19 protein-coding genes are annotated in these 22,812 nt (G+C 32.6%); 7 read left to right on the top strand and 12 right to left on the bottom strand.

What is annotated here, in order from left to right:
* The first annotated feature begins 30 nt into the window (after positions 1-30).
* The 3 genes from IEV15_RS03885 to IEV15_RS03875 all read left to right on the top strand — a co-directional run bounded on the left by IEV15_RS03885 (position 31) and on the right by IEV15_RS03875 (position 3,928).
* Positions 31-939 (top strand): metallophosphoesterase family protein, encoded by a 909-nt coding sequence (locus IEV15_RS03885; RefSeq protein WP_188361194.1) that lies wholly within the window; start codon positions 31-33, stop codon positions 937-939.
* Positions 936-1,652 carry an SGNH/GDSL hydrolase family protein gene (locus IEV15_RS03880; RefSeq protein ID WP_188361193.1) on the top strand — a complete coding sequence of 239 codons (717 nt, stop codon included), beginning with the start codon at positions 936-938 and terminating at the stop codon, positions 1,650-1,652. Before IEV15_RS03885 ends, IEV15_RS03880 begins: the two co-directional genes overlap by 4 nt.
* 221 nt (positions 1,653-1,873) lie before the next feature.
* Positions 1,874-3,928, top strand: coding sequence for a T9SS type A sorting domain-containing protein (locus tag IEV15_RS03875; RefSeq protein ID WP_188361192.1), 2,055 nt, complete (start codon positions 1,874-1,876; stop codon positions 3,926-3,928).
* A gap of 50 nt (positions 3,929-3,978) precedes the next feature.
* Here IEV15_RS03875 and IEV15_RS03870 read toward each other — a convergent pair whose 3' ends face one another.
* The 10 genes from IEV15_RS03870 to trmB form a co-directional block, all read right to left on the bottom strand.
* Positions 3,979-4,317 (bottom strand): 2Fe-2S iron-sulfur cluster-binding family protein, encoded by a 339-nt coding sequence (locus IEV15_RS03870; protein ID WP_188361191.1) that lies wholly within the window; start codon positions 4,315-4,317, stop codon positions 3,979-3,981.
* The gene (locus IEV15_RS03865) at positions 4,318-5,376 is read right to left on the bottom strand and encodes an NAD(P)/FAD-dependent oxidoreductase (protein WP_188361190.1); all 1,059 of its coding nucleotides are present in this window, start codon (positions 5,374-5,376) and stop codon (positions 4,318-4,320) included.
* 235 nt (positions 5,377-5,611) lie between these two features.
* The gene (locus IEV15_RS03860; RefSeq protein ID WP_188361189.1) at positions 5,612-5,851 is read right to left on the bottom strand and encodes a NifU family protein; all 240 of its coding nucleotides are present in this window, start codon (positions 5,849-5,851) and stop codon (positions 5,612-5,614) included.
* Complete coding sequence (locus tag IEV15_RS03855) at positions 5,851-6,981, bottom strand: Mrp/NBP35 family ATP-binding protein (RefSeq protein WP_188361188.1); 1,131 nt, start codon at positions 6,979-6,981, stop codon at positions 5,851-5,853. Before IEV15_RS03855 ends, IEV15_RS03860 begins: the two co-directional genes overlap by 1 nt.
* 593 nt (positions 6,982-7,574) lie before the next feature.
* On the bottom strand, positions 7,575-7,973 hold the full coding sequence (locus IEV15_RS03850; protein WP_188361187.1) for a response regulator: 399 nt from the start codon (positions 7,971-7,973) through the stop codon (positions 7,575-7,577).
* 31 nt (positions 7,974-8,004) lie between these two features.
* The gene (locus tag IEV15_RS03845; RefSeq protein ID WP_188361186.1) at positions 8,005-10,836 is read right to left on the bottom strand and encodes a PAS domain S-box protein; all 2,832 of its coding nucleotides are present in this window, start codon (positions 10,834-10,836) and stop codon (positions 8,005-8,007) included.
* 1 nt (position 10,837) lies between these two features.
* Entirely contained in the window at positions 10,838-12,691 is a 1,854-nt protein-coding gene (locus IEV15_RS03840; protein ID WP_188361185.1) for a tetratricopeptide repeat-containing sensor histidine kinase, read from the bottom strand.
* A 466-nt stretch (positions 12,692-13,157) separates the two neighbouring features.
* Positions 13,158-13,496: an MGMT family protein gene (locus IEV15_RS03835; protein ID WP_188361184.1), complete on the bottom strand. Its 339-nt coding sequence runs from the start codon at positions 13,494-13,496 to the stop codon at positions 13,158-13,160.
* A gap of 8 nt (positions 13,497-13,504) precedes the next feature.
* A complete protein-coding gene (locus IEV15_RS03830) occupies positions 13,505-14,137 on the bottom strand; it encodes a LysE family transporter (protein ID WP_188361183.1) in 633 nt (210 codons plus the stop codon).
* Positions 14,138-14,161: 24 nt separating this feature from the next.
* Entirely contained in the window at positions 14,162-14,836 is a 675-nt protein-coding gene (gene trmB / locus IEV15_RS03825) for a tRNA (guanosine(46)-N7)-methyltransferase TrmB (RefSeq protein WP_188361182.1), read from the bottom strand.
* 86 nt (positions 14,837-14,922) lie between these two features.
* Here trmB and IEV15_RS03820 point away from each other — a divergent pair, with 86 nt between their 5' ends.
* Complete coding sequence (locus tag IEV15_RS03820; RefSeq protein ID WP_188361181.1) at positions 14,923-15,987, top strand: glycosyltransferase; 1,065 nt, start codon at positions 14,923-14,925, stop codon at positions 15,985-15,987.
* On the opposite strand, the gene IEV15_RS03815 is transcribed toward IEV15_RS03820, so the two are convergent.
* Both IEV15_RS03815 and IEV15_RS03810 read right to left on the bottom strand, forming a co-directional pair.
* Positions 15,964-17,004: a sensor histidine kinase gene (locus IEV15_RS03815; RefSeq protein ID WP_188361180.1), complete on the bottom strand. Its 1,041-nt coding sequence runs from the start codon at positions 17,002-17,004 to the stop codon at positions 15,964-15,966. The two genes, IEV15_RS03820 and IEV15_RS03815, sit on opposite strands and share 24 nt — an antisense overlap.
* Before the next feature lie 59 nt (positions 17,005-17,063).
* Positions 17,064-17,747, bottom strand: a complete 684-nt coding sequence (locus IEV15_RS03810; RefSeq protein ID WP_188361179.1) for a response regulator transcription factor — start codon at positions 17,745-17,747, stop codon at positions 17,064-17,066.
* Between the two features lie 181 nt (positions 17,748-17,928).
* Between IEV15_RS03810 and IEV15_RS03805 the strand changes: the two genes are divergently transcribed.
* The 3 genes from IEV15_RS03805 to IEV15_RS03795 all read left to right on the top strand — a co-directional run bounded on the left by IEV15_RS03805 (position 17,929) and on the right by IEV15_RS03795 (position 22,781).
* A complete protein-coding gene (locus IEV15_RS03805) occupies positions 17,929-20,736 on the top strand; it encodes a TonB-dependent receptor (protein WP_188361178.1) in 2,808 nt (935 codons plus the stop codon).
* 24 nt (positions 20,737-20,760) lie between these two features.
* On the top strand, positions 20,761-22,140 hold the full coding sequence (locus IEV15_RS03800) for a beta-helix domain-containing protein (RefSeq protein WP_188361177.1): 1,380 nt from the start codon (positions 20,761-20,763) through the stop codon (positions 22,138-22,140).
* An 83-nt stretch (positions 22,141-22,223) separates the two neighbouring features.
* Positions 22,224-22,781 carry a hypothetical protein gene (locus IEV15_RS03795; RefSeq protein ID WP_188361176.1) on the top strand — a complete coding sequence of 186 codons (558 nt, stop codon included), beginning with the start codon at positions 22,224-22,226 and terminating at the stop codon, positions 22,779-22,781.
* Positions 22,782-22,812 lie beyond the last annotated feature (31 nt).

Raw genomic sequence — 22,812 nt, 5'->3', positions numbered from 1 at the left:
CATTATCTTTAGTATTAATTCTATTACGAAATGTCATCGCAATCCCGACTAACAAGAGCTTTTAAAGAGGCCAAAAAAATATCATTTGACAACAGATCAAAATTTATTCTTTTTAGCGATTGTCATCGTGGCGATGCTAGTTTTGCAGATGATTTTGCTAGTAATCGAAATATCTATTTCCATGCGATGAATTATTATTATGCAGAAGGTTTTAGTTATTGCGAATTGGGGGATGGTGATGAATTATGGGAAACTCTTTTTTTTAAAGAAATTTTCGAAGCCCACAAAAATGTTTATTTGCTTTTAAAAAAATTTCATGATTCAGATAGTTTGCATATGATTTATGGCAATCATGATATGGTTTATCGAGATAAAAATGTAGTAAAGAAAAAACTAAGCACCTATTTTGATCCAAAAACAGGTAAAGAGGAACCTCTTTTTACAGGAATTAAATATCATGAAGCCATTGTGTTAGAAAATTGTGAATCAGGACAACAACTCTTTTTAACACACGGTCATCAAGCTGATTTTATGAACTATATTGGATGGAAAATTAATCGCTTTTTGGTTCAAATTCTTTGGAAACCACTTCAGATTTGGGGAATAAAAGACCCAACAAGTCCAGCAAAAAATTATACAGAGTTAATCAAAATTGAAAGAAGAATCAAAAAATGGATAGTAGGAAATAATAATTTGATCACAATTACAGGGCATACTCATCGACCAAGATTCCCTAACACGAATGACAATTCAATCAATTATTTTAACGCCGGAAGTTGTGTGCATCCAAGAAGTATTACAGGAATCGAAATTTCGGAAGGAACCATCTCATTAATCAAATGGTTTATTGATACAAAAACAGATGGAACCTTACAAATTGTTCGTGAATGCTTAGAAGGTCCTACTGAATTAATTGCTTATCAAAAGAAAGAAAAATGAAAAGGAATAGCTATATATTTTTAATTCTCAACCTATTATTTTTCGGATGTTCAAATAATGACGAAACATTTCCTGACACTCAAAATTCAATTGAAAGGCATATAAAGTATTTGGCTCTGGGCGATAGCTACACCATTGGTCAAAGTGTATGTGATGCGTGTCGATTTCCAGAACAATTAAAAGACAGTTTGAAAAATTATTTAAATGCTTCAGACACTATCTCAGTAAAAGTAGTTGCACAAACCGGTTGGACTACAACCAATTTAAAAACAGGAATAATCAATGAGAATTTAATTGCACAATATGATTTGGTAACGTTGTTAATTGGTGTTAACAATCAATATCAAAACAGCCCTTTTTTGTTGTATGAAACTGAATTTCCTGAGTTACTTCAAACAGCAATTTTTTTAGCTAAAGGAGATAAAAATCGTGTGATTGTAATTTCCATTCCGGATTATGCTTTTACTCCATTTGGACAATCAAGTTCCAATCCTGAATCAATTTCAGCTCAATTAGACAATTATAATTTGTTTGCTAAAAATTATGCTGAATCACAAGGAATAAATTTTGTAAACATTACAGATATTACTCGAGATGGACTGAATAACCCTTTATTAGTCGCGTCTGATAATTTACACCCATCTGAATTAGCTTACTCCAAGTTTGTTGAGAGACTACTACCTATTGCTAAGCAAAAACTTTCTGTAAATTGAAGAAAACAATTCAATTTTATTGTTTTAAATTATAAAATGATTTAAAAAAAACTTTTATCCAAAAAAGCTTCATTTTTTAACACAAATAAGCTTTTGTAACACTTGTATTTCTAAACATTTATCTTTTCTTTGCAAACGAAAAACTCAAAAAAACTTATACAATTAAATGTTTTTTTTAAAGTAATTCACTAAACACACTCTTTTACTTATAATTTTTTAATATGAAATGTAATTTTGCAAAATCGTTATTGTTCCTATTGTTAGTTATTCCAATAATTTCATTTGGACAAACTAACAACACAAATTCACCAAAAGTATTTGGAAAAACAGTTGAATCTATTAATCCGGAAAGTGGATTGATTAAATGTGTTTCCTCTGAATATGAAAGTTATTTATCTCAAAACAATCCAAACAGAATGAGCACAGAAGCTTTTGAGACTTGGATTGCTCCACAGATTGCCAAAATCAAGTCTGATCGTCAAAATGGCAGAAATGTTAATGCAGTAATCACTATCCCGCTTGTTGTTCACGTTATTCATAGCGGGCAAACACTTGGAATTGGTAGAAATATTTCTGACGCCAGAGTTCAATCGCAAATTACTGTTTTAAATCAAGATTTCAGAAGAATGTTTGGAACACCCGGATACAATACTAATCCTGTTGGTGCAGATGTTGAGATTGAATTTTGTTTAGCTCAAACAGGACCGGATGGTCAAGCTGTAACTGGTATCAATAGAGTAAATTTAGGAAACACAATTTGGAACAGTTCAAATGTTGAAAACATTTTAAAACCTCAAACGCAATGGAATCCTAATCAATATTTTAACATTTGGGTTTGTCAATTTGGTGGTGATTTAAATGGTGTATTGGGCTATGCTCAATTTCCGAGTGCATCTGGACTTGGCGGCATGCCATCAAATGGAGGCTTAGCTTCAACTGATGGAGTAATAATTGAATGGAGAGCTTTTGGAACATCAACTTTATCTCTTGGTGAGTATTTTACAGGAACTGATAAAGGTAGAACCACTACACATGAAATAGGTCACAGTTTTGGATTGCGACACATCTGGGGAGACAATAACTCATGTACTGTTAATTTAATTGATAGTCTTCAGGATTATTGTCCAGACACCCCAGCCGCTAGTCAACCAAATTATAGCTGTACGATAGGACTCGATTCTTGTCCTTCTGCATCTGGATTAGATATGACAGCAAATTACATGGACTATTCAAGTGATTCTTGCATGAATATATTTACCCTAAATCAAAAAAGTAGAATTCAAGCTGTTTTATTAAATTCACCCCGCAGATCAACTTTTAATTCCTTGTTCTGTAACGTAGGTCAAACTTATCAATTCAATGGAAGACTACGCATGAATCCAATTGCAGTATCAGATTGTAATACTTCCTTTTTGGCTTCTTTTCAATTAACTAACACCGGAACTGTCACAATGACTTCCGCTGTAATAACCTATTCCATAGATAATGGTCCTAGTCAAAATTACACATGGACAGGTTCATTACCAACAAATGTTTCAACAACTGTATTTTTACCTTTAATCACCTCAACGCCAGGTAATCATATTTTTAACGCTAATTTATCAACAATAAACGGTTCTAATCCGGATCAATTTAGCTTTAATGATACAATTAATGAGCCTTTTAGAATTGCAGGAAATCAATCTACTTCTCAAATAACAATTCAAATTCAGCGTGATGTTTATGGCTCAGAAACTACTTGGAGTTTTGTTAATGCTACAACGGGAATCACTCTTGCAAGTGGTGGTGATTATACTGACACAAACACATTCTTGCCGGAATTAATTACGGTTGATGTTCCGGTACAATTGAACAACTGTTATACATTTACAATTAATGATTCATTTGGAGATGGTATTTGTTGTGATTTTGGCCCTGGTTATTATAACATTATAACTTTAGAAGGCGTAACAATTGCATCTGGAGGATCATTTACTTCAACAGATTCTGTTTCTTTTAATAATATTGCATTGAGTGTATCAGACAATAATATGCTGTCATCAATTAAATTATATCCGAACCCAACTTCAGGTGATTTAACAATAGCAATGCCGGACATTAGTATTTTGCCAAATCAATTTGTGGTTTACAATGCTTTAGGTCAAATAATGGCAAGTCAAAAAATCAATAACGAATCTGATTTAACATTTGATACTTCAAGTATGAGTCCAGGTGTTTATTTTGTCAAAATCATGACTGACAGTAATTCTAAAACATTACAGTTTATTAAAAAATAACATTTTACAAACTAATTAAAAAGGCGAGAAATTTAATTTCTCGCCTTTTTTTATTGTTCTGGTGCTATTTGCACTTCTAATCCTTCGATTTCTTGATTAATGTGGATTTGACAGCCCAACCTACTGTTTTCTTTAACGTGATATGCCTCCCATAGCATTGCCTCTTCGTCTGGAGATTTTTCAGGTAATGGAACTTCGCTTTCATTTAACACATAACATTGACAAGAAGCACACATTGCCATTCCGCCACAAACACCGATTGTTCCTTCTTCGGCTAATTCAAAAGCACGAATCACTTCCATGAGGTTCATGTTCATGTCAGTAGGAGCTTGCACTTCGTGTTGAACTCCGTTTCGGTCTGTTATTTTAATAATGATATCTTGAGCCATTTATTCTATAGATTTTACGACCGCTTTTTCTGCTTCTTTTCTTGTTCCGTCAAAACCATCAACTCCTGAAACGGTGGTATATTTTAAAACATATTTTTTACCTGGATTTAAACGGTTATAAACGCTTTGACACATTAAAGTAGCTTCGTGGAATCCACATAAAATCAATTTTAATTTTCCGGGATAGGTATTAACATCCCCAATAGCATAAATTCCTTCAATATTGGTTTGATAATCTAGTGCATTATTTACTTTGATAGCATTTTTTTCAATTTCTAATCCCCAATTGGCTATAGCTCCTAATTTTGGAGTTAATCCAAAAAGCGGAATAAAATAATCGGTTTCAATATTCATTCTGGCTCCGTTTATTTCGATGTCAACCGACTCAATTCGCTCTGATCCTTTGAAACCAACCACTTCTGCCGGAGTAATTAATTTTATCTTACCTTCATTTTTTAATTCTTGTACTTTTTCAACAGAATCTAAAGCTCCTCTAAATTCATTTCTACGATGAACCAAAGTTACTTCTGAAGCTACATCAGAAAGAAATATACTCCAATCTAATGCGGAATCACCACCACCGGATATTACAATTTTTTTATTTCTGAAAAGTTCCGGGTCTTTTACAAAATATTCAATTCCACGATCTTCTTTCTCATAAAACTCCACATCTTTCAACAATGGTTTTCTAGGCTCAAAAGTCCCTAAACCACCCGCTATTGCAATAGCTTTTGCATGATGTTGTGTGCCTTTGTTTGTTGTAACAATAAAACTTCCATCTTCTAATTTATCAATTGTTTCAGCAGTTTCTCCCAAAGTAAATCCGGGTTGAAATTGTTTGATTTGTTCCATTAAGTTCGTCACCAAATCACCCGCTAATACTTCGGGATATCCCGGAATATCATAAATTGGTTTTTTAGGATATAATTCGGCTAACTGACCTCCTGGTTGTGGAAGTGCGTCGATTAAATGACATTTTAATTTTAACAATCCTGCTTCAAAAACAGTAAAAAGCCCTGTTGGGCCAGCTCCAATGATTAGTATGTCGGTTTGTATCATTCTTTTTTAAGTTGCTTAGGTTCTTAGTTACTGAGGATCTGAGATTCTGAGTTGCTGAGAAGCTGAGTTCTTTTTAGGTTTACTTTGCGAAAGTAATTTTTCTTTTTTCTTTTGTATATGACATTTGTCAGTTGGCACAGATTGCGTAAGGGATAGTAGCGGCATCCCCCGATTTTTCATCGGGGATATAGCGGATAGCCCGACCCGTAGCTTGCGGAGGGATACGCCCTAAAAATTAGGCTACGTTTTCTACCGTTTCGATTTGTGGTACATACTTCTTAATAGTAGTTTCTACTCCTGCTTTGAGTGTCATTTGATTTACACTACAACCTACACAAGCACCTTCTAAACGTACTTTTACGTGTTTATCCTCTAGCACTTCAATGAGCGAAATGTTTCCGCCATCAGATTCTAAAAACGGACGAATTTCATCTAAAGCTTTTTCGATTCCTAGTCTAATTTCTTCTTTTGTCATTATTTCTTATTTACAGCTGAACATCCAGCCATTGTGGTAATTTTAATTGCCTCGGTTGGCGGTATACTTTCATTGCGATTCACAACTTGTTGCACAACATTTCTGGTTACTTCTTCGAAGGCGGCTTCTAATACTGTACCGGTTTGCATGGCAGCAGGACGACCATAATCGCCGGCTTCACGAATGCTTTGCACTAGCGGAATTTCTCCTAAAAGCGGCACATTTAAATCGGCAGCTAAATTTTTTGCACCTTCTTTTCCAAAGATATAATATTTATTATTAGGTAACTCTTCGGGTGTAAAATAAGCCATGTTTTCAATTATTCCTAAAACAGGAACATTGATTGCTTCTGACAAAAACATAGAAACTCCTTTTTTGGCATCGGCTAATGCTACGGCTTGTGGCGTACTAACAACCACAGCACCGGTAATTGGAAGTGATTGCATAATGGACAAATGAATATCTCCTGTTCCGGGAGGTAAATCGATTAATAAAAAATCCAATTGACCCCAATCTGCATCAAAAATCATTTGGTTAAGAGCTTTACCGGCCATTGGTCCTCTCCAAATTACTGCTTGATCGGGTTTTGTAAAAAATCCGATAGATAGAATTTTAACTTCATAACTTTCTACAGGTTTCATTTTTGATTTACCATCAACTTCGACTGATAATGGTTTTGCCATTTCAACATCAAACATGATTGGCATTGAAGGTCCGTAAATATCGGCATCTAAAATTCCAACACTAAAACCCATTTTTGCTAATGTCACGGCAATATTGGCTGTGATAGTTGACTTTCCTACTCCCCCTTTTCCGGAAGCAATAGCCACAATGTTAGTTATTCCGGGAATTTGTTTGCCTTTTATTTCAGGTTTTTCGGGAGCTTCAACTTTGATATTCACTTTTACTTTGGCTTTTTCATAAACCAAATCATGAATGGTTTTTATGATATCAACTTCTGCTCTTTTTTTGATATGTAATGCAGGAGTATTTAAAAGTAAATCAACAACAACCTCATCACCAAAAGTGAGCACATTTGTAATTGCACCGCTTTCTACCATGTTTTTCCCTTCGCCTGCAATTGTTATTGTTTCGAGAGCTTTGAGTATTTCTTTTCGTTCAAGTTTCATTTTAAAAATGTAAAGTTTAGCTGCTATGACAAATAGAAAAAGAGATAAAAAAACACTCTTTTTATTTAAATCAAATATAGATTGCAAAGATAATAGGATTTTGGATGAAACAGTAGTTAAAGAAATGAAAATGTTTCGTTTGTTTTGAATTTAAAGTAAATAAAAAAGGCACGCATTGCGTACCTTTTTTGCCCCAAATCTACCATAAACTTAACCTACTAATGCTATGGTGAGACGAAAGTAGGTTGGATGTTATAATCAAAAAAAATATTTCTGTTGAAATGAATAAAAAATCGTTTAAAAGTACATTTTTGGTGATTTGATTAATAAAAATAACAATCAATTTTTATAAGCAGAATATAGGAGGAGATTCACACTTCATTAAAATAAAAAAGGCACGCTTTGCGTACCTTTTTTGCCCCAAATCTACCATAAACTTAACCTACTAATGCTATGGTGAGACGAAAGTAGGTGTGTATTAATTTTAAAAAAAATAAATCTGTTGAATGGATAAAATAATCGATGTAACAATCCTTTTTTTATGTTTAACATAAATAATTGCAGAGAATTTAAAACTTTAAGAAAAAACAATATTAATTTGTCAGAATGTTTTTTAAAGTTTCGATATTGAGCGGTTTGACTAAATAGCCCAGTACTTCTTGATAGCTGTCACTTTTTGAAACATCTTCTAAAGCAATGGAAGAAGTTACGATGTAAATTGGAATGGATTTATAATTGTTTATTCCCATTTTTTTATAATTCTCAAGAAATTCCCATCCGTCCATAATTGGCATGTCAAGATCCAGAAGAATTATATCGGGTAAGTCATTTGATTTTGAATCTATTAGGTTTTTTAGTACCTCAAAAGCCTGAATACCATCATAGAAAATTGAAACTGAGAAAGCATCTGAAATCTTTGATAACAATTTTTGAGTAATTGTTAAATAAATCTGGTCATTATCAACTACAAAAATTTTTAGCTTTTGATTCATTATAAATCTTTTTAGCTAAATTAGATAAAAATTAATTTATTATTGGCATTTTAATAGTGAATTTCGTTCCAATTCCGACTTTACTTTCAACATCTATTGTTCCACCCATGGCTTCAATCTTGTTTTTGGTCATAAATAGTCCGAGTCCACGAGTTGAAATATTGAGATGGAAAATTTTATTCATCTGAAACAATTTGCCTTTATTTTTTTCTAAATCTATGCCTAAGCCATTATCTGAAATTTCAAAAAACAAATGATTTTCTTTTATAAATGCCTTGAAGTTAACCTCTGTCTTTTCGTTAGGGTTTCTAAATTTAAGTGCATTTGACAATAAATTATAGATTACATTATTTAAATAATCTTCATTAAAGGAAATGAACAAATCTTTTGGTATGTTATTTTCAATGGTTGCTTTTGCTAATCTTATGGCTACTCTTTGATAAGCAATACCGGATTCAACAGCATCATATAAATTGATTACGTTTTTTTGAGAGTTTGGATTTTCCTCAGAAATGGTCAACTGATTCAGGTTGCTTAATGTTTGATTGAGTTCCAAAGCCACATCACTAATCATTTTAAAATAGTCGTTCTTTTCGATTTCACAAGTTGTGTTTTCGATTAAATGACTAATGGCCAAAATATTACTGGAATGCGACCTAAGGTTATGTGACACAATATGAGAAAAGTTTAAAAGCCTCTTATTTTGGTTGGTTAATATTTCTAAAGAAGCATTCAAATTCAGTTTAACTTCTTTAAATTTTGTGATTTCTACCATTATACCTCTTACAGTATCGTCGCTATCTTTATTTTTTACAACACTGATATAATTTCGAATCCATATTAAGTTGCCACTTTTGCTAACCATTCTATATTCCTGAGTAAACTGATCTGACTCTTTGCTCAAGGCAAAATAATCTTTAATCACTTTTTCTCTGTCTTCTTCATAAATGGTATTTATCCAAAAATGAGGATCTTGCAACCATTTTTCTTTTTTGTAACCCAAAATTGTTTCTACTTTGTCACTGATAAAAACGGGTACAAATCCTTCTTTTTCGACTTCCCAAACAATTCCTTCAATGGTATTGATTAAGTTATTAATTTTTTCTTGAGAATTTATTACCAACTGTTCGTGTTGCTTTCTCTCTGTAATGTCCTCTGTTGTAATTATTACTCGTTCATAATTATTTTCAAATTCTGTCATTACTTTCCATTGAAAATTAATATGTTTTAATTCTCCATTAACTGTTGTGGTTATGGTTTCTTCTTTGAATTGTTTTTTATTTAAGAGTATACTGATTATTTGTTTTTTGAATGTTTCATGAGCTTCATTTGGAAACAAATTTTTGAGATTTTGAATTAAGTGTTTTTTATTGTCTGCATGATGCAATTTTAAACAAGCCTTATTTACTTCAATAATTTTAATTTTCTTGATGCAATTTTCAATTACTTTAGGATTACTATTTAAATATTCCGTGATTTCATTTTCACTTTTGTCTGAAAGATTCAGGCTATTTAAATAGGCTTTAATCTCAGAAAAATCTTCTTCCCACATTGGGATAGGTGAATCATTGAATAAACTTTCAAATCGTATTTGATTAATTCTATTTTTTAGTTCAATTTCTTTTTGATGACTTATGTTTTCAACAACACCAAGATAGTATTCTGTTTTCTTGTTGTCTGTAAACTCAGAAACTGTTAAATTACACCAAACCGGATAACCTTCTTTGTGTAAGTACCTTTTTTGGACTGTAAAATGAGTAATCTTGTTTTGAGCTAAAAGACTTAGATTTGCTTCGTTTTGCATTCTATCTTCCGGAAAACTGATTTGACTGGTTGTTTTGCCTAGCAGTTCATCTGATTCATAACCCAACATTTTATTGAAATGTCCATTGGCTAATTCAATTTTTCTAGACTTTTTATTAATTCGAATCAATCCTATTGCAGCTCCATCAAAAACGGCTTTAAATAACTTTTCATTTTCTAAAAGTTTGTCTTCTTGTATGATGATTTTTTGTTCGAGGAATATAAATTTTTTGAAAAAATAATCTATCCCAATTACACAAAGTAGAAATAAACACAAAAACATAATAAATTCTAAAAGCAAATCAAAGTAGAATGTTCCTCTTTTGTTATCTATGATGTATAATTTCCAGCTTTCATTAGAAAGTTGTGTTTCTACATAATTATAACCATAAGGTGAAGGGTTTTCTTTTACATAAAATTGTTTTTCTTTTTCAAAAGGATTTGTTTTGGAAAACTGTATGCTAAACTCTTCATTTTGCCATTTAGAAAGTCCAGCATTATCAAAAAAAGTGGAAAGTTTAATCACTACGGCAGAAAAACCCCAAAATGTGTTATTTTTAAAAACAGGAATTCTACCTATAATACCTATACCTCCCTGTTTAAGCTCAAATGGTCCGGAGAAATAAATATTTTTTTGTAAAATGGTTTTATTGGCTTCATAAGAAACAATGGGGTCTTCGGTTTTATTTAGAATATCAAGACCAAGAGCTTTTTCATTACCCTCAAGCGGATATACGTATTTGATTATTCCATTAGGAACCAACTGAACTGCATCAAAATCATTATTACTTTTAATTAATTCTTCCGCTACCTGTTCAAAATTTTGTGGTTCTCCGTTATCATTGATAGTCATCGCTAGAGTGATACAAGCAGTATGACTGTTTTTTAAAGTTTGCTCAATTCTGTCTTTTGTTGATAAAAGATAAAAAGTCATTTTGTCAGAACGTTCTTCATTTAATATTACCAAACGCATCCATCCGCCAATGACAAAGAGAATTAATAAAACTCCAATGACAACACATTTTATGTTTCTATAGAATATATTCTTTTTTGCAATCATATTATTTCTTTAAAACAATAATAAAAACAGCTCCTTTATTATGTTTGTTTTTAATTTCTAATCTTCCTTGGTTTAACTTCAATAAATTTTTGATTAATAACAGTCCTATTCCTGTTCCCATTTCATTTGAGGTTCCGGCATTTGCAATTACTGATTCTTTTTTATCATTTAATTCTGCCATTAATTCTTTGCTTAAACCTACGCCATTATCTGTAAAATAAATTTTTACTTCTGTTGCAAAATCTTCCATATGAATTGTAATCTTGCCATTTGGATAGCTAAATTTTATACTGTTTGATACTACATTTTGAAAGATGATTCGCAAATGATTTGGATCACACCAAACTTCATGTTCAAAATAATTGATATAATCAACGGTTATATTTTTTAACTCCAAGCTTAAATGTGCATTTTGTATCACATTTGTTAAGGTGAGGTGCGGATTTATTAAAACGCGTTCTGTTTTCAATCCTTCCAACTGAGATTGAGCCCAAATAACCATATTGTTCAACATTTCCAATGTGTTGCCAACTTGAATTTGTAACTTTTGGAGGAGTTCTTCTTTTTCAACCTTGCTCAAAATTTCTTGTTGATACATGCTAAGTACTTGCTCGATTGAAGCCAATGGACTTTTCATGTCATGAGATAAAATAGACAGCAACTTTGTTTTGGTAGTATTCAGCTTTTCAAGATTTTCGTTTTGTAAAGCGATACTATCGTTTTTCTCACCTAGTTCTCGATTAAATTTAGATTTAATTTGTGCTTGAATGGATAAAAAATAGATAACCACAACAAAAAAGCCAACAAATAAAATCAGCAAAACCACAATGATTTTATTGTCCCGAAGTTGCTTTTGAATGGCTGTTTTTTCAAGATTTAATTTATTGTATTCCGATTCCTTTTTTAAAAACTGCAAGTATTTTACTTTTCTGGCCACGTTTTCGCCCACAACTGAATCATTATAAATGTTGTGTAGTTTCAGATATTCATAAGCCAAATCAGTATTGTTTTGTTTATAAGCAATTTTACTTAAAACTTCATAACTTTTGAAAATTTCCCATTTTGATGGGATTTTTTTTGCTAAAATAATAGCATCGTTAGCATATTTATTTGCAATATCATATTGATTTTTTTCTAAATAATAGTGTGCCAACCCACGATAAGCAAAAGTTCTCTCCCAAGTATTAATTTCCACCGGATGATTCAGCAACTTTTGAAAATAATAAAAAGCCGAGTCCATTTCCCCTTTTTGAAGATTCAGTTGACCAAACCTGTTGATTGCCATGTGCTCCGTTTCAACACGTTTATTTTTGATAGCTAATTTGAGTGACTTTCTTAAATAATGTTCCGAGGAGTCTAACACATTCAAATCCATAAAAGCAATTCCTTTGTTAAAAAAATTTGCTGCGTTCATGTATTCTTGCTTTTCGCTTTTATTGGCAATTGCTTTATTAAAATAATAGATGGCAACTTCATAATTTTCCAAACCCATTTCAACTAAACCAATTCCGGTTAGCGATTTAGAAATTCCAATTTGATCTTTAGTTTCTTGATAAATTTCTAAACCTTCTAAGAAATTTTCTAAGGCCAAATGATAATCAGTAGAAACATAAAACACTGTTGCTCTTGCATATATAATATCGGCATATATTTTCTTGTCAAATGTTTCCAGATAGAGACTTTCAGCTATATCAAGATATTTAATAGCTGCTGCTTTATCTTCATAAAGCTTAGATCGGCTCAAATCAATCAACTTTGAAATACTGTCTTGATTGGAATTGTTTTGAGCGTGAAGATTTAGTAATCCGCTAATAAACAGCAAGATTACTCCATAAAAAAAGTAGGTCTTTTTCATATAAACAACCAGATTGAGGGGCTACAAAAGTAGGTTTAATTTAAGTGGCTGTAGAATTTTTTAACATTATTTATTAAATAAATTAATTAAAAACAACCTCTTGTAGGTGTATTCGTAAGTGGTTTGTCGATTATTTGTGTTATGAAAACAAAAAAAATCTAAGTAGTGTGTCTTTCAGGTAGTAAACTTTCTTAAGGTTATATAAATTGAATTCAAAAAACGAAGTCATCTCACTAAGATTGTGAAATTGATTTTTCAACAAAAGCTCACTGCTGTTTTTTGGTTTTTCTTAACAAGAAATAACGTAATATTGCTAGTTTTAACATTCATGGCTTCACCATGGCTTTACTGTGGGATTACCATGGGATTACCATGGCGTTAGAAAGTCAAAATAGTTGTAGGATAATACGCTTTTAAAACAATCTTTATTTATTTATACGTTTTTTAAATATAAATTATACTGACTTTACTTTGCTAACTTTTTATCGATTAAGTTCGGATCCCAAAACACTTTTTCGAAATCAATGATTTGATTGTCACTAATTTTCACTCCTTCGCTTTCCAATAATTGTTGCATGAGATTTGTTCCGTCAAAATGATGTTTACCGGTAAGCAACCCTTTTCTGTTCACCACTCGATGTGCAGGAACTCCCTCTAAACCGTGAGAGGCATTCATTGCCCATCCAACCATTCTGGCAGATCGAGCTGTTCCTAATGCTTTTGCAATGGCTCCATATGAAGTGACTTTTCCTTCGGGAATTTGACGAACAATTTCATACACTCTATTGAAAAAATTTTCTTCCATAGGCTGCATTATCGGAATATAATTCGAAATAACGTAAGTAAAGCAACAACGCCAGTGATAGAACCGATGATATAATTGATGTTTTTGGATAAAAACGAAGCATTATTTTGTTTTCCTTTAAAGAAAGAAATGTATCCAAAAAACACTAAAAAAGCCGCAATTGCAGTTCCAAAAGAAAAGGCATAAATAAAATAGGAATCAAAAATAAAGTAATCATAACTTCCTAAAGTTACGCTTACAAAAACATAATAAGGAACAGGAAATAAATTCAACGATGATAATAACATCCCCATAAAAAAGCGACTCGTTTTGCTTCGCATTTTTACTTCTTCCTTCTTCTTATTGGTTTTAGGTTTTTTTGCAACCCACAAAAAATAAATGGTTAAAAGACTAAAAATCACAAATCCAATTTCTTGTAAAACGGCACTAATATCGGCTCTTCTATCAATAAAGCGAGCAAATAAAACAGCGAGCAGTGTTTGAAAAAAAACAATTACAGAAGCTCCAAATGCAAACCACAAGGCTCTGTTTCTTCCATCACGCATGCTCACTTTTGCGGCTGTCATATTAAGTAATCCAGGCGGTAGTGTTCCAATAACAGCAGTAGAAATTCCCAGTAAAAGTGGTAGTGTTGGATTCATTTTTTTCTAAATAATGTTTTCCTTTTATTTAATTCTGAATTGGATGTAAGTTATGGCTTTATTAATTTCTAAGTATTGTTTTTCATAAAAAGTTTGAATCGCTGTAACTACTTCGGGAGCTCCTTCATTTTTATACACATTATGGTTAGCATATAAAACTTCGTGACCTTCACCGTGTAGCAAACCCAATGTATATCCATGCATGAATTCGCTATCGGTTTTCAAATTCATAATACCGTTAGGTTTTAAAACTTTTTTATAGCGTTGTAAAAACTCCGAATTGGTCATGCGATGTTTTGTTCGTTTGTATTTTATTTGCGGATCAGGAAAAGTAATCCAAATTTCATCTACTTCATGTTCAGCAAAACAATGTTCAATGAGTTCAATTTGCGTTCGGATAAACGCAACATTTTGCATTCCGTTATCTACTGCGGTTTTTGCTCCACGCCAAAATCTTGCTCCTTTGATATCGATTCCAATAAAATTTTTATCGGGATAGCGTTCTGCTAAACCAACAGAATATTCGCCTTTTCCACAACCTAACTCAAGTATAATAGGATTATTATTTTTAAAAAATTCGGCATTCCATTTTCCTTTCCATTTAAAATTTCCTGAAACAACCTCTTCACGTGTTGGTTCTATGACATTTTGAAAGGTTTCATTTTCTTTGAATCGTTTGAGTTTATTTTTGCTTCCCACGTAATTTAATTTTTTGGTAAAATTAGGGAAATATAAGTAATCAAAATTAGTTGTACTTTTACATTTATTAAATGAGTTATTAAGACTTGGAAACAGCTAAACCTAAAATTCTTGTTGCTCCACTAAATTGGGGACTTGGTCATGCTACCCGCTGCATTCCAATAATTGAAGCTTTGTTAGAAAATGGATTTGAGCCTATAATTGCTTCTGACGGTATTGCACTTCATATTTTACAAAAAGAATTTCCCGATTTAGTTTTCTTAGAATTACCTTCTTATCAGATAGAATATGCCAAAAATGGTGCTTTTTTTAAATGGAAGTTAATTAAAAACAGCCCAAAAATGATGGAAGCCATTTATATTGAACGGCAATTAACCAAAAAATGGGTGAAAGAATATAAGTTGGCCGGAATCATTTCTGATAATCGATTGGGTATCTATTCCAAAAAAATCCCTTCCGTTTTTATCACGCATCAATTGAATGTTTTAACCGGAAACACCAGTTGGATTACGAGCAAATTACATCAATATATCATTAAAAAATACAACGAATGTTGGGTTCCGGATGTAGCGGAAATTCCAAATTTAACCGGCAAACTTGGTCACATTAAAAATCCGCATTTCAAGATAAACTATATTGGTCCGCTAAGTCGATTGAACAAAGTTGATTTACCCATAAAATATGATTTGATGGTTATTCTATCAGGACCTGAACCACAACGCACGATGCTTGAAGTACATTTGAAAGAAGAGTTGTTACGGTTTAACGGAAACGTTATTTTTATTAGAGGAGTAGTTGAATCGGAACAAAAATCGGAACAAAAAGGTGCTGTGTTGTATTATAATTATATGACTTCCGTTCAATTAGAACAAACTTTTAACGAAAGTGAAATGGTACTTTGTCGTTCCGGTTATACCACCGTTATGGATTTAGCAAAATTGGGCAAAAAAGCATTTTTCATCCCCACTCCGGGTCAGTTTGAACAAGAATATTTGGCAAAGAAATACAAAAAAGAGGGAATTGTTCCTTATGCGAAGCAAGATAAATTTGTGATAGAAAATTTATATGAAATTGCGATGTATAAAGGACTGTATTCTTTTAAAAGCGATCTAGATTGGAAGCGATTGTTATTGCTTTTCGAGCGTAAATGAAAATTCTGAACCTACTCCGTGTTGACTTTCCACATAAATACGTTCGTTGTGACCTTCAATAATATGTTTAACAATTGCCAATCCTAATCCGGAACCACCTTCCGAACGTGCACCGCTTTTATCTACTCTATAAAACCGTTCAAACAATCGAGGAATGTGTTGTTTTTGAATGCCTTCACCGTTATCAGTCACACGAACAATTACTTTGTTTTTAACTAAATCTTCAATACTTACTTCGGTTGTGCCGCCTTCTTTTCCGTATTTTATAGAATTTACAACCAAGTTGGTTACCACTTGTTGTATTTTCTCTTGATCAGCATGAACCATGATAGGTTTTGCGTATTTTGTATCGAATGTAAGTGTAATATTTTTTTTAGAAGCTCTCATTTCTAGTAACTCAAACACATTTTGAACCACTTCAACAATATTGAAATCGCTATATTCCAGATTCAAATCACCGGTTTCTAATTTGGTAATCATGTCTAAATCTTTAACAATATAAATGAGCCGTTCCACTCCTTTTTCGGCTCTTTCTAAATATTTTTTTCGAATAGTTTTGTCGTTCATTGCACCATCTAAAAGTGTTGAAAGATAACCTTGAACCGTAAATAAAGGTGTTTTTAATTCATGAGAAACGTTGCCTAAAAATTCCCGACGGTATTCTTCTCGGATTTTAAGGGTTTCTATTTCCAGTTTTTTATCGGTAGCAAACTTTTTTACTTCCTTCGTCAAGGTTGCCATATCGGTTGTAATGGGTTGGCTTCTTAAAGTTGTAGAATCTAAAAGTGATACATCATCGTAAATCTTTTTTACCCTTCTATAGATAAATCGTTCTACCCGATATTGAATAACAAAAAATGAAAATAAATAGATTGAAACAAAGTAAAGCAATAGCACAAGATAATTTAATCCTGATGTAAAATAAGAGATTATGCCAACCACACCTGTGGAAAACAAAGTAATGTATAAAGCTGATTTAACAGCAAATTTGTATGTTTTTTTAAAATTTAAGGCCATTCTATGAGGTTAACAGCCCAAAAGTAACATAAAATTTTTGCACGTTGTACTTGTATCTACTATAATTCAATTTTGTAACCCACTCCTTTAATTGTTTTGAAAAATTCGTCGCCAATTTTTTCTCTCAATTTTCTGATGTGCACATCAATTGTTCTTCCGCCGACTACTACTTCGTTACCCCAAACTTTATCAAGAATTTCTTCTCTTTTAAAAACTTTCCCGGGTTTTGATGCTAATAAATAGAATAATTCAAATTCTTTTCGTGGCAAGATGATTTCTCTACCTTCTTTTACAATTTTATATTCTTCGCGGTTCACTTCGATACCTCCGACATTTAAAACATCTCCTTCAGGACTGTCTTCTTTTAAACGACGCAATAAAGCTTTTACTTTACTAACCAATACTTTAGGCTTAATTGGTTTTGCAATATAATCGTCAGCACCGGCTTCAAAACCGGCTACTTGTGAATAATCTTCATTTCTAGCCGTTAAGAAAGTAATGATTACATTGGTTAATTCAGGAATTTTTCGAATATGTTCACATGCTTCAATTCCGTCCATTTCCGGCATCATAACATCCATAATAATCAGTTGTGGCAACTCCTTTTTAGCTTTCTGAATGGCCTCTTTACCATTGATGGCAGTAACAATTTGATAGCCTTCTTGTGCAAGATTATAACCTACTATTTCCAGTATATCTTGCTCATCATCAACTAATAAGATTTTAATTTCCTTTTTTTTCATAACGATACAGTTACTTGTTTTGGTTTGTAAAGATAAATATAATACAAAACGAAACACGGTGTTAACGGTAATTTAATGTAGTAACCTTATCATAACATAACTAAAACAAAATGGTAACAAGCGGGTAACTCCAAATTTACAAGTTAGCCTTTTCTTTGCCCCATAAATTAAAATACCCAAAATGAAATTAAAAGTAACATTAATCACGCTACTAATCACACTCTTTTCTTTTTCTCAAAAAGGCACTATTACCGGCACATTAACTGATAAAGACATGAACAATGAGTCTTTGCCTTTTGCAAATGTTTTATTAAAAGGAACTACTATAGGTACAACAACTGATGTTGACGGAAAATTTACTCTTCAAGCAGATCCGGGAAATTACACTTTAGAATTCAGTTTTTTAGGTTACCAAACGGTAGAGGTTCCCGTTGAAGTAAAAGCCAATCAAACGGTAACAATCAACAGAGCTTTAACCAGTGGCGATGGCGTTATGCTAAAAGATGTAGTTGTTGCGACAACAAGAAGAAAAAATACGGAATCAGCTCTTGTAATGGAGATGAAAGAAGCTAAACAAGTAATTAGTGCTATTTCAGCAGAACAAATGAGCAAAGGTACAGATGGTAATGCTGCTCAAGCCATGCAAAGAGTTCCGGGAGTTACTATTAACGACGGAAAATTTGTAATGGTTAGAGGTTTAGGAGAACGATATAATAATGTAATGATTAATGGAGCCTTGGCACCAAGTACTGAAGTTGACAGAAGAACTTTTTCTTTTGATTTGTTACCAACAAGCACTTTAGAAAAAATGACTATCAGCAAAACAGGAGCCGCTTATTTGCCAGGTGACTTTGCAGGTGGTTTAATAAATGTTACAACTTCTGAAAATTTTACAGACTTTACGCAATTATCATTTAGTGTTGGCTTTAGAAATAACACCACTTTTGATGATTATTGGCAAACTGAAGGTTCTCCGACAGATTTCCTTGGAATGGATAATGGTTATAGACAACTACCAAGTGGATTTCCAAGTGATAGAAATGTACTAAATGACAACCAGCAGAGTGTGTTTTATGCTAACCAATTACCTAATAATTTCAATCCGACTCGAGGCACTGCCTTTTTAAACACAGGAATTGGATTTAGTATTGGAAGACAAATTAAATTGAAGAATGATAGAAACTTGAGTTCGTTGAATATGATATCGTATTCTAACGGTTTTCAAAATTACTCTAAAAATGTTAACACGTTTATTAATGATTTTACCGGAGGAAACAACATTCCCCAGCAACAGAGAGATTTTGATGATCAGTACTATTCTAACGAAGTAAGATTATCAGCACTTTCAAATTGGTCATTGCGATTAAATCCTAATAATAAGATTACTTTTAAAAATCTATACAACCAAATAGGAGAAAACTTTACTACGTTACGAACAGGTTTTGATTTTGATCAAAGACCAGGACAAGTATTGAATAATTATGAATTTGGTTATTCCGGTAGGAAGATTTTAACTTCGCAATTAAATGGTGATCATAAACTTTCTGAAAAAAGCAGTGTTCACTGGGTTTTTGGTGGAAACCTTATCAATGATATTCTACCTGATTTAAGAAGATTTAGAACATTTAGAGACATTGATAGTCCTAACGATTCATTTGCAATGATTGATCCACCTAGTTCAAACCCATTTGACACGGGAAGGTTTTTTTCAGAATTAAATGAAAATTCAGTCAATGGTGGTGTTGACTACGAATATAAAATTGAACGTGTGAAAGGAGATGAAGAACTTGCTAGTATTGTTCTTAAAGCAGGGATATTCGGAGATTATAAGAGCAGGGATTTTAGTGCTAGGTATTTCTCTTACTTAATTCCCGGCAATGTTGGTCAAGAACGAAAAGAACAGCTACTGCGATTGCCTTTAACTGAAATATTCAGTCCAACAAATGTGACTGCTTCTGATGGTTGGGTATTTAGAGAGGGCTCAAATTTAAGTGATTCTTACAAAGCCAATAATACATTAGCAGCCGGCTATTTGTATGGCGAATTTCCAATTGACAAATTTCTTTTAACCGGTGGAGTAAGAGTAGAACACAATAGACTTGAAGTTGATGGTTATCAAGGAATAAACAGACTATTAGTTGAGCAACCTATTACATCTGTATTACCCTCTTTTAATTTCAGTTATACATTCAACGAGAAAAACTTAGTAAGACTTGCATACAGTAGAACAGTAAACAGACCTGAGTTTAGAGAAATAGCTCCATTCTTATTTTACGATTTCCAAGAAGACACTGAGGTTGACGGTAATAGTAATTTATCAACTGCAACTATTGATAATTTTGACTTACGATATGAATTTTATCCAAGTAAAGGTGAAACTGCAAGTTTAGGCGTATTTTATAAAAAATTTGACAATCCAATTGAATTCATTCTTCCTGTGGTAAGTCAACAAAGAAGAATGAGATATAATAATTCTGAATCAGCTACATTGTATGGAGCAGAACTAGAGGTAAGAAAATCTTTTAAAGAAGAATTTAAAATCGGCTTCTTTTCTGATTTATCTCTTAATTTGAATGCCTCGTATATTTTTTCTGAAGTTGATTTAGGATCAGGTGCATTGGCTCAGCAGCAAAATAGAGCACTCCAAGGACAATCCCCATATGTTGTGAATCTAGCTTTAGGATATGACAATAAAGAAAATGGATGGAACGGGAATTTAATCTTTAATCGATTTGGCGATAGAATTTATGCTGTTGGTGGTGATATATTTCCAACAATATTTGAAGTAGCTCGTAATCAACTCGACTTTACAATTTCGAAATCTTTTGAAAAAGTAACTTACAAAGTTGGAATAGCCAACTTATTGGACGACAAATTTCAATTTTTCCAAGATTCCAATTTAGACAATAAAATTAACGATAGTGATGATCCTGTATTTGTTCATAAAACAGGAGCTCTATTTAATTTCAACGTAACTTATAAATTTTAACATAACACTTAACTATTTTTTATCATGAAAATTACAAAATTTTTTCTGGCAAGTCTTTTACTATCCGCTTTTACATTTGTAGGCTGTAGTAGTGATGACAACAATGATGACAACAACAACGACGATACGGTTGTGATTTTGGAGGGCAATCTTGAAACAACAACTTTAACCAAAGACAACAAATACCTTATCAAAGGTCAAGCTTTTGTTAGAGCCGGTAAAGTTTTGACTATTCAACCGGGTACAGTAATTAAAGGAGACAAAGCAACTAAAGGAACTTTAATTATTGATAAAGGAGGAAAAATCGAAGCTGTTGGTACAGCTGCTGAACCAATTGTAATGACCTCTAATTTACCAGCTGGTTCAAGGGACAGAGGAGATTGGGGAGGTTTAGTTATTTTAGGTAATGCACCAGTAAACCAAACTAATCCAGAAATTGAAGGTATTACTCCTGCTGTTGTATACGGTGGAAACATTGCAGATGATGATTCAGGAGCGTTAAAATACGTTCGTGTTGAATACGCCGGTATCGAATTAACTCCAAACAACGAAACCAACTCTATCACAATGGGTGGTGTTGGTAGTGGTACAGAAATGGAATACTGTCAAGTATCTTTCGGTGGAGATGACGGTTTTGAGTGGTTTGGTGGAACCATAAACGGAAAATACTTAATTTCTTTTGCTTCTTGGGATGATAGTTTTGACGTTGACTTTGGTTATTCAGGAAAAAATCAATTTGGAGTTGAAGTAAGATACCCAAGTTTTGCTGATCAATCAGGTTCAAACTCTTTTGAGTGTGATAACGGTCCAAATGATAACGTTACCGCTTTATTAACTACAGGAACTTTTTCTAACTTTACATGTATTGGTCCAAAAGCTACAAATGCTCAATCTATCAATGCTAATTACCAACACTCTTTGGATTTAAGAAGAAGAACTGCTGTAACTATTGCAAACTCTGTATTCATTGGTTACCCAAGAGGTATTCGATTTAACCAACAATCAGTTTATGATAACTATGCTGCAGGTACGGGTAAATTATTAAACAACATTATGGTTGCTCCAACAACAACATATTCTGTTGGTTCAGGTATGACCGCTACTGCAGCGGATCTTCAAACATGGTTTACAGCTACAAATACTACTATTACTGCTCCAATTGAAGATCAATTTGCTGTATTAGGTTTAAATAATAATATCGCTTTTGGTAATAATGTAACCTCAGGTTATAATGCTAACCCTTCATTTGCAGTGACTTCAGGTTTATTATTAACTTCAGGTGCTTCTTTTACAGATGAGAAATTAAACACTTGGTTTACACCAACAACTTATATCGGAGCTTTTGGAGCTACTGATTGGACAGATGGTTGGGCTGATTTTGTACCAAATGACAATGCATATTAATAATTTATAAATTTTATAAAGAGCTTAACACCAAAAATGTTAAGCTCTTTGTATTTTTGAACATTATCTACTTATAACAAGTCATGAAAAAATATTTACTTTTAAGTTTGACTTTTCTAGTGCTTTCTTGTGCGAAAGAAAAAATCAATTCTACACCTGATCACTATTTATCTAAAGAACAGCAAGAGGAATTTAAACTCTCTATTGTTCGGTATTATGAAAAGTTACCAAAAAAAAATGCTACTCACGAAACCAAATTTGACACCCTACACGATTCCTATTATATCAAAAAAGCTCAAAATTCAGATTTGATGCACTTGTATGTTGACAGTGATTCCACTTATTATTTTGCGATTGCTAAAATAGCACCAAGTTTGGTTGTGAAAAAAGTAGCAACTATAGGAAAATTGAAAAAAGACAAATCGGGAGCAATAACCTACTATGAAGAAGTGGCACGAACATGGAAGATGGAAGAAAAAGAACTTAAGGAAAAAACGGATTTATTATTTGAAAAATATGTAAACAACGAGGATTTATCGCCTTATTATACAAAAAATTCAGGTAATGAATTTTACATTGAGTTTCCAGACGATTTTAATTCTTATGATGTTAATCAGAGAAAATGGGTCACAAAAAAATAATTTCACTTTTAAAATCATAGTTCTCTTCGAG

It is taken from the genome of Flavobacterium orientale (assembly GCF_014638005.1).
GTDB lineage: Bacteria > Bacteroidota > Bacteroidia > Flavobacteriales > Flavobacteriaceae > Flavobacterium > Flavobacterium orientale.
Note: the sequence above shows the minus strand (reverse complement) of the source record. Positions and strands in the feature narration are given on the sequence as shown.

Coding starts and splice junctions, on each gene's coding strand:
- IEV15_RS03885 (WP_188361194.1), top strand. CDS start 31: ATGTCATCGCAATCCCGACTAACAAGAGCTTTTAAAGAGGCCAAAAAA.
- IEV15_RS03880 (WP_188361193.1), top strand. CDS start 936: ATGAAAAGGAATAGCTATATATTTTTAATTCTCAACCTATTATTTTTC.
- IEV15_RS03875 (WP_188361192.1), top strand. CDS start 1,874: ATGAAATGTAATTTTGCAAAATCGTTATTGTTCCTATTGTTAGTTATT.
- IEV15_RS03870 (WP_188361191.1), bottom strand. CDS start 4,317: ATGGCTCAAGATATCATTATTAAAATAACAGACCGAAACGGAGTTCAA.
- IEV15_RS03865 (WP_188361190.1), bottom strand. CDS start 5,376: ATGATACAAACCGACATACTAATCATTGGAGCTGGCCCAACAGGGCTT.
- IEV15_RS03860 (WP_188361189.1), bottom strand. CDS start 5,851: ATGACAAAAGAAGAAATTAGACTAGGAATCGAAAAAGCTTTAGATGAA.
- IEV15_RS03855 (WP_188361188.1), bottom strand. CDS start 6,981: ATGAAACTTGAACGAAAAGAAATACTCAAAGCTCTCGAAACAATAACA.
- IEV15_RS03850 (WP_188361187.1), bottom strand. CDS start 7,973: ATGAATCAAAAGCTAAAAATTTTTGTAGTTGATAATGACCAGATTTAT.
- IEV15_RS03845 (WP_188361186.1), bottom strand. CDS start 10,836: ATGATTGCAAAAAAGAATATATTCTATAGAAACATAAAATGTGTTGTC.
- IEV15_RS03840 (WP_188361185.1), bottom strand. CDS start 12,691: ATGAAAAAGACCTACTTTTTTTATGGAGTAATCTTGCTGTTTATTAGC.
- IEV15_RS03835 (WP_188361184.1), bottom strand. CDS start 13,496: ATGGAAGAAAATTTTTTCAATAGAGTGTATGAAATTGTTCGTCAAATT.
- IEV15_RS03830 (WP_188361183.1), bottom strand. CDS start 14,137: ATGAATCCAACACTACCACTTTTACTGGGAATTTCTACTGCTGTTATT.
- IEV15_RS03815 (WP_188361180.1), bottom strand. CDS start 17,004: ATGGCCTTAAATTTTAAAAAAACATACAAATTTGCTGTTAAATCAGCT.
- IEV15_RS03810 (WP_188361179.1), bottom strand. CDS start 17,747: ATGAAAAAAAAGGAAATTAAAATCTTATTAGTTGATGATGAGCAAGAT.
- IEV15_RS03805 (WP_188361178.1), top strand. CDS start 17,929: ATGAAATTAAAAGTAACATTAATCACGCTACTAATCACACTCTTTTCT.
- IEV15_RS03800 (WP_188361177.1), top strand. CDS start 20,761: ATGAAAATTACAAAATTTTTTCTGGCAAGTCTTTTACTATCCGCTTTT.
- IEV15_RS03795 (WP_188361176.1), top strand. CDS start 22,224: ATGAAAAAATATTTACTTTTAAGTTTGACTTTTCTAGTGCTTTCTTGT.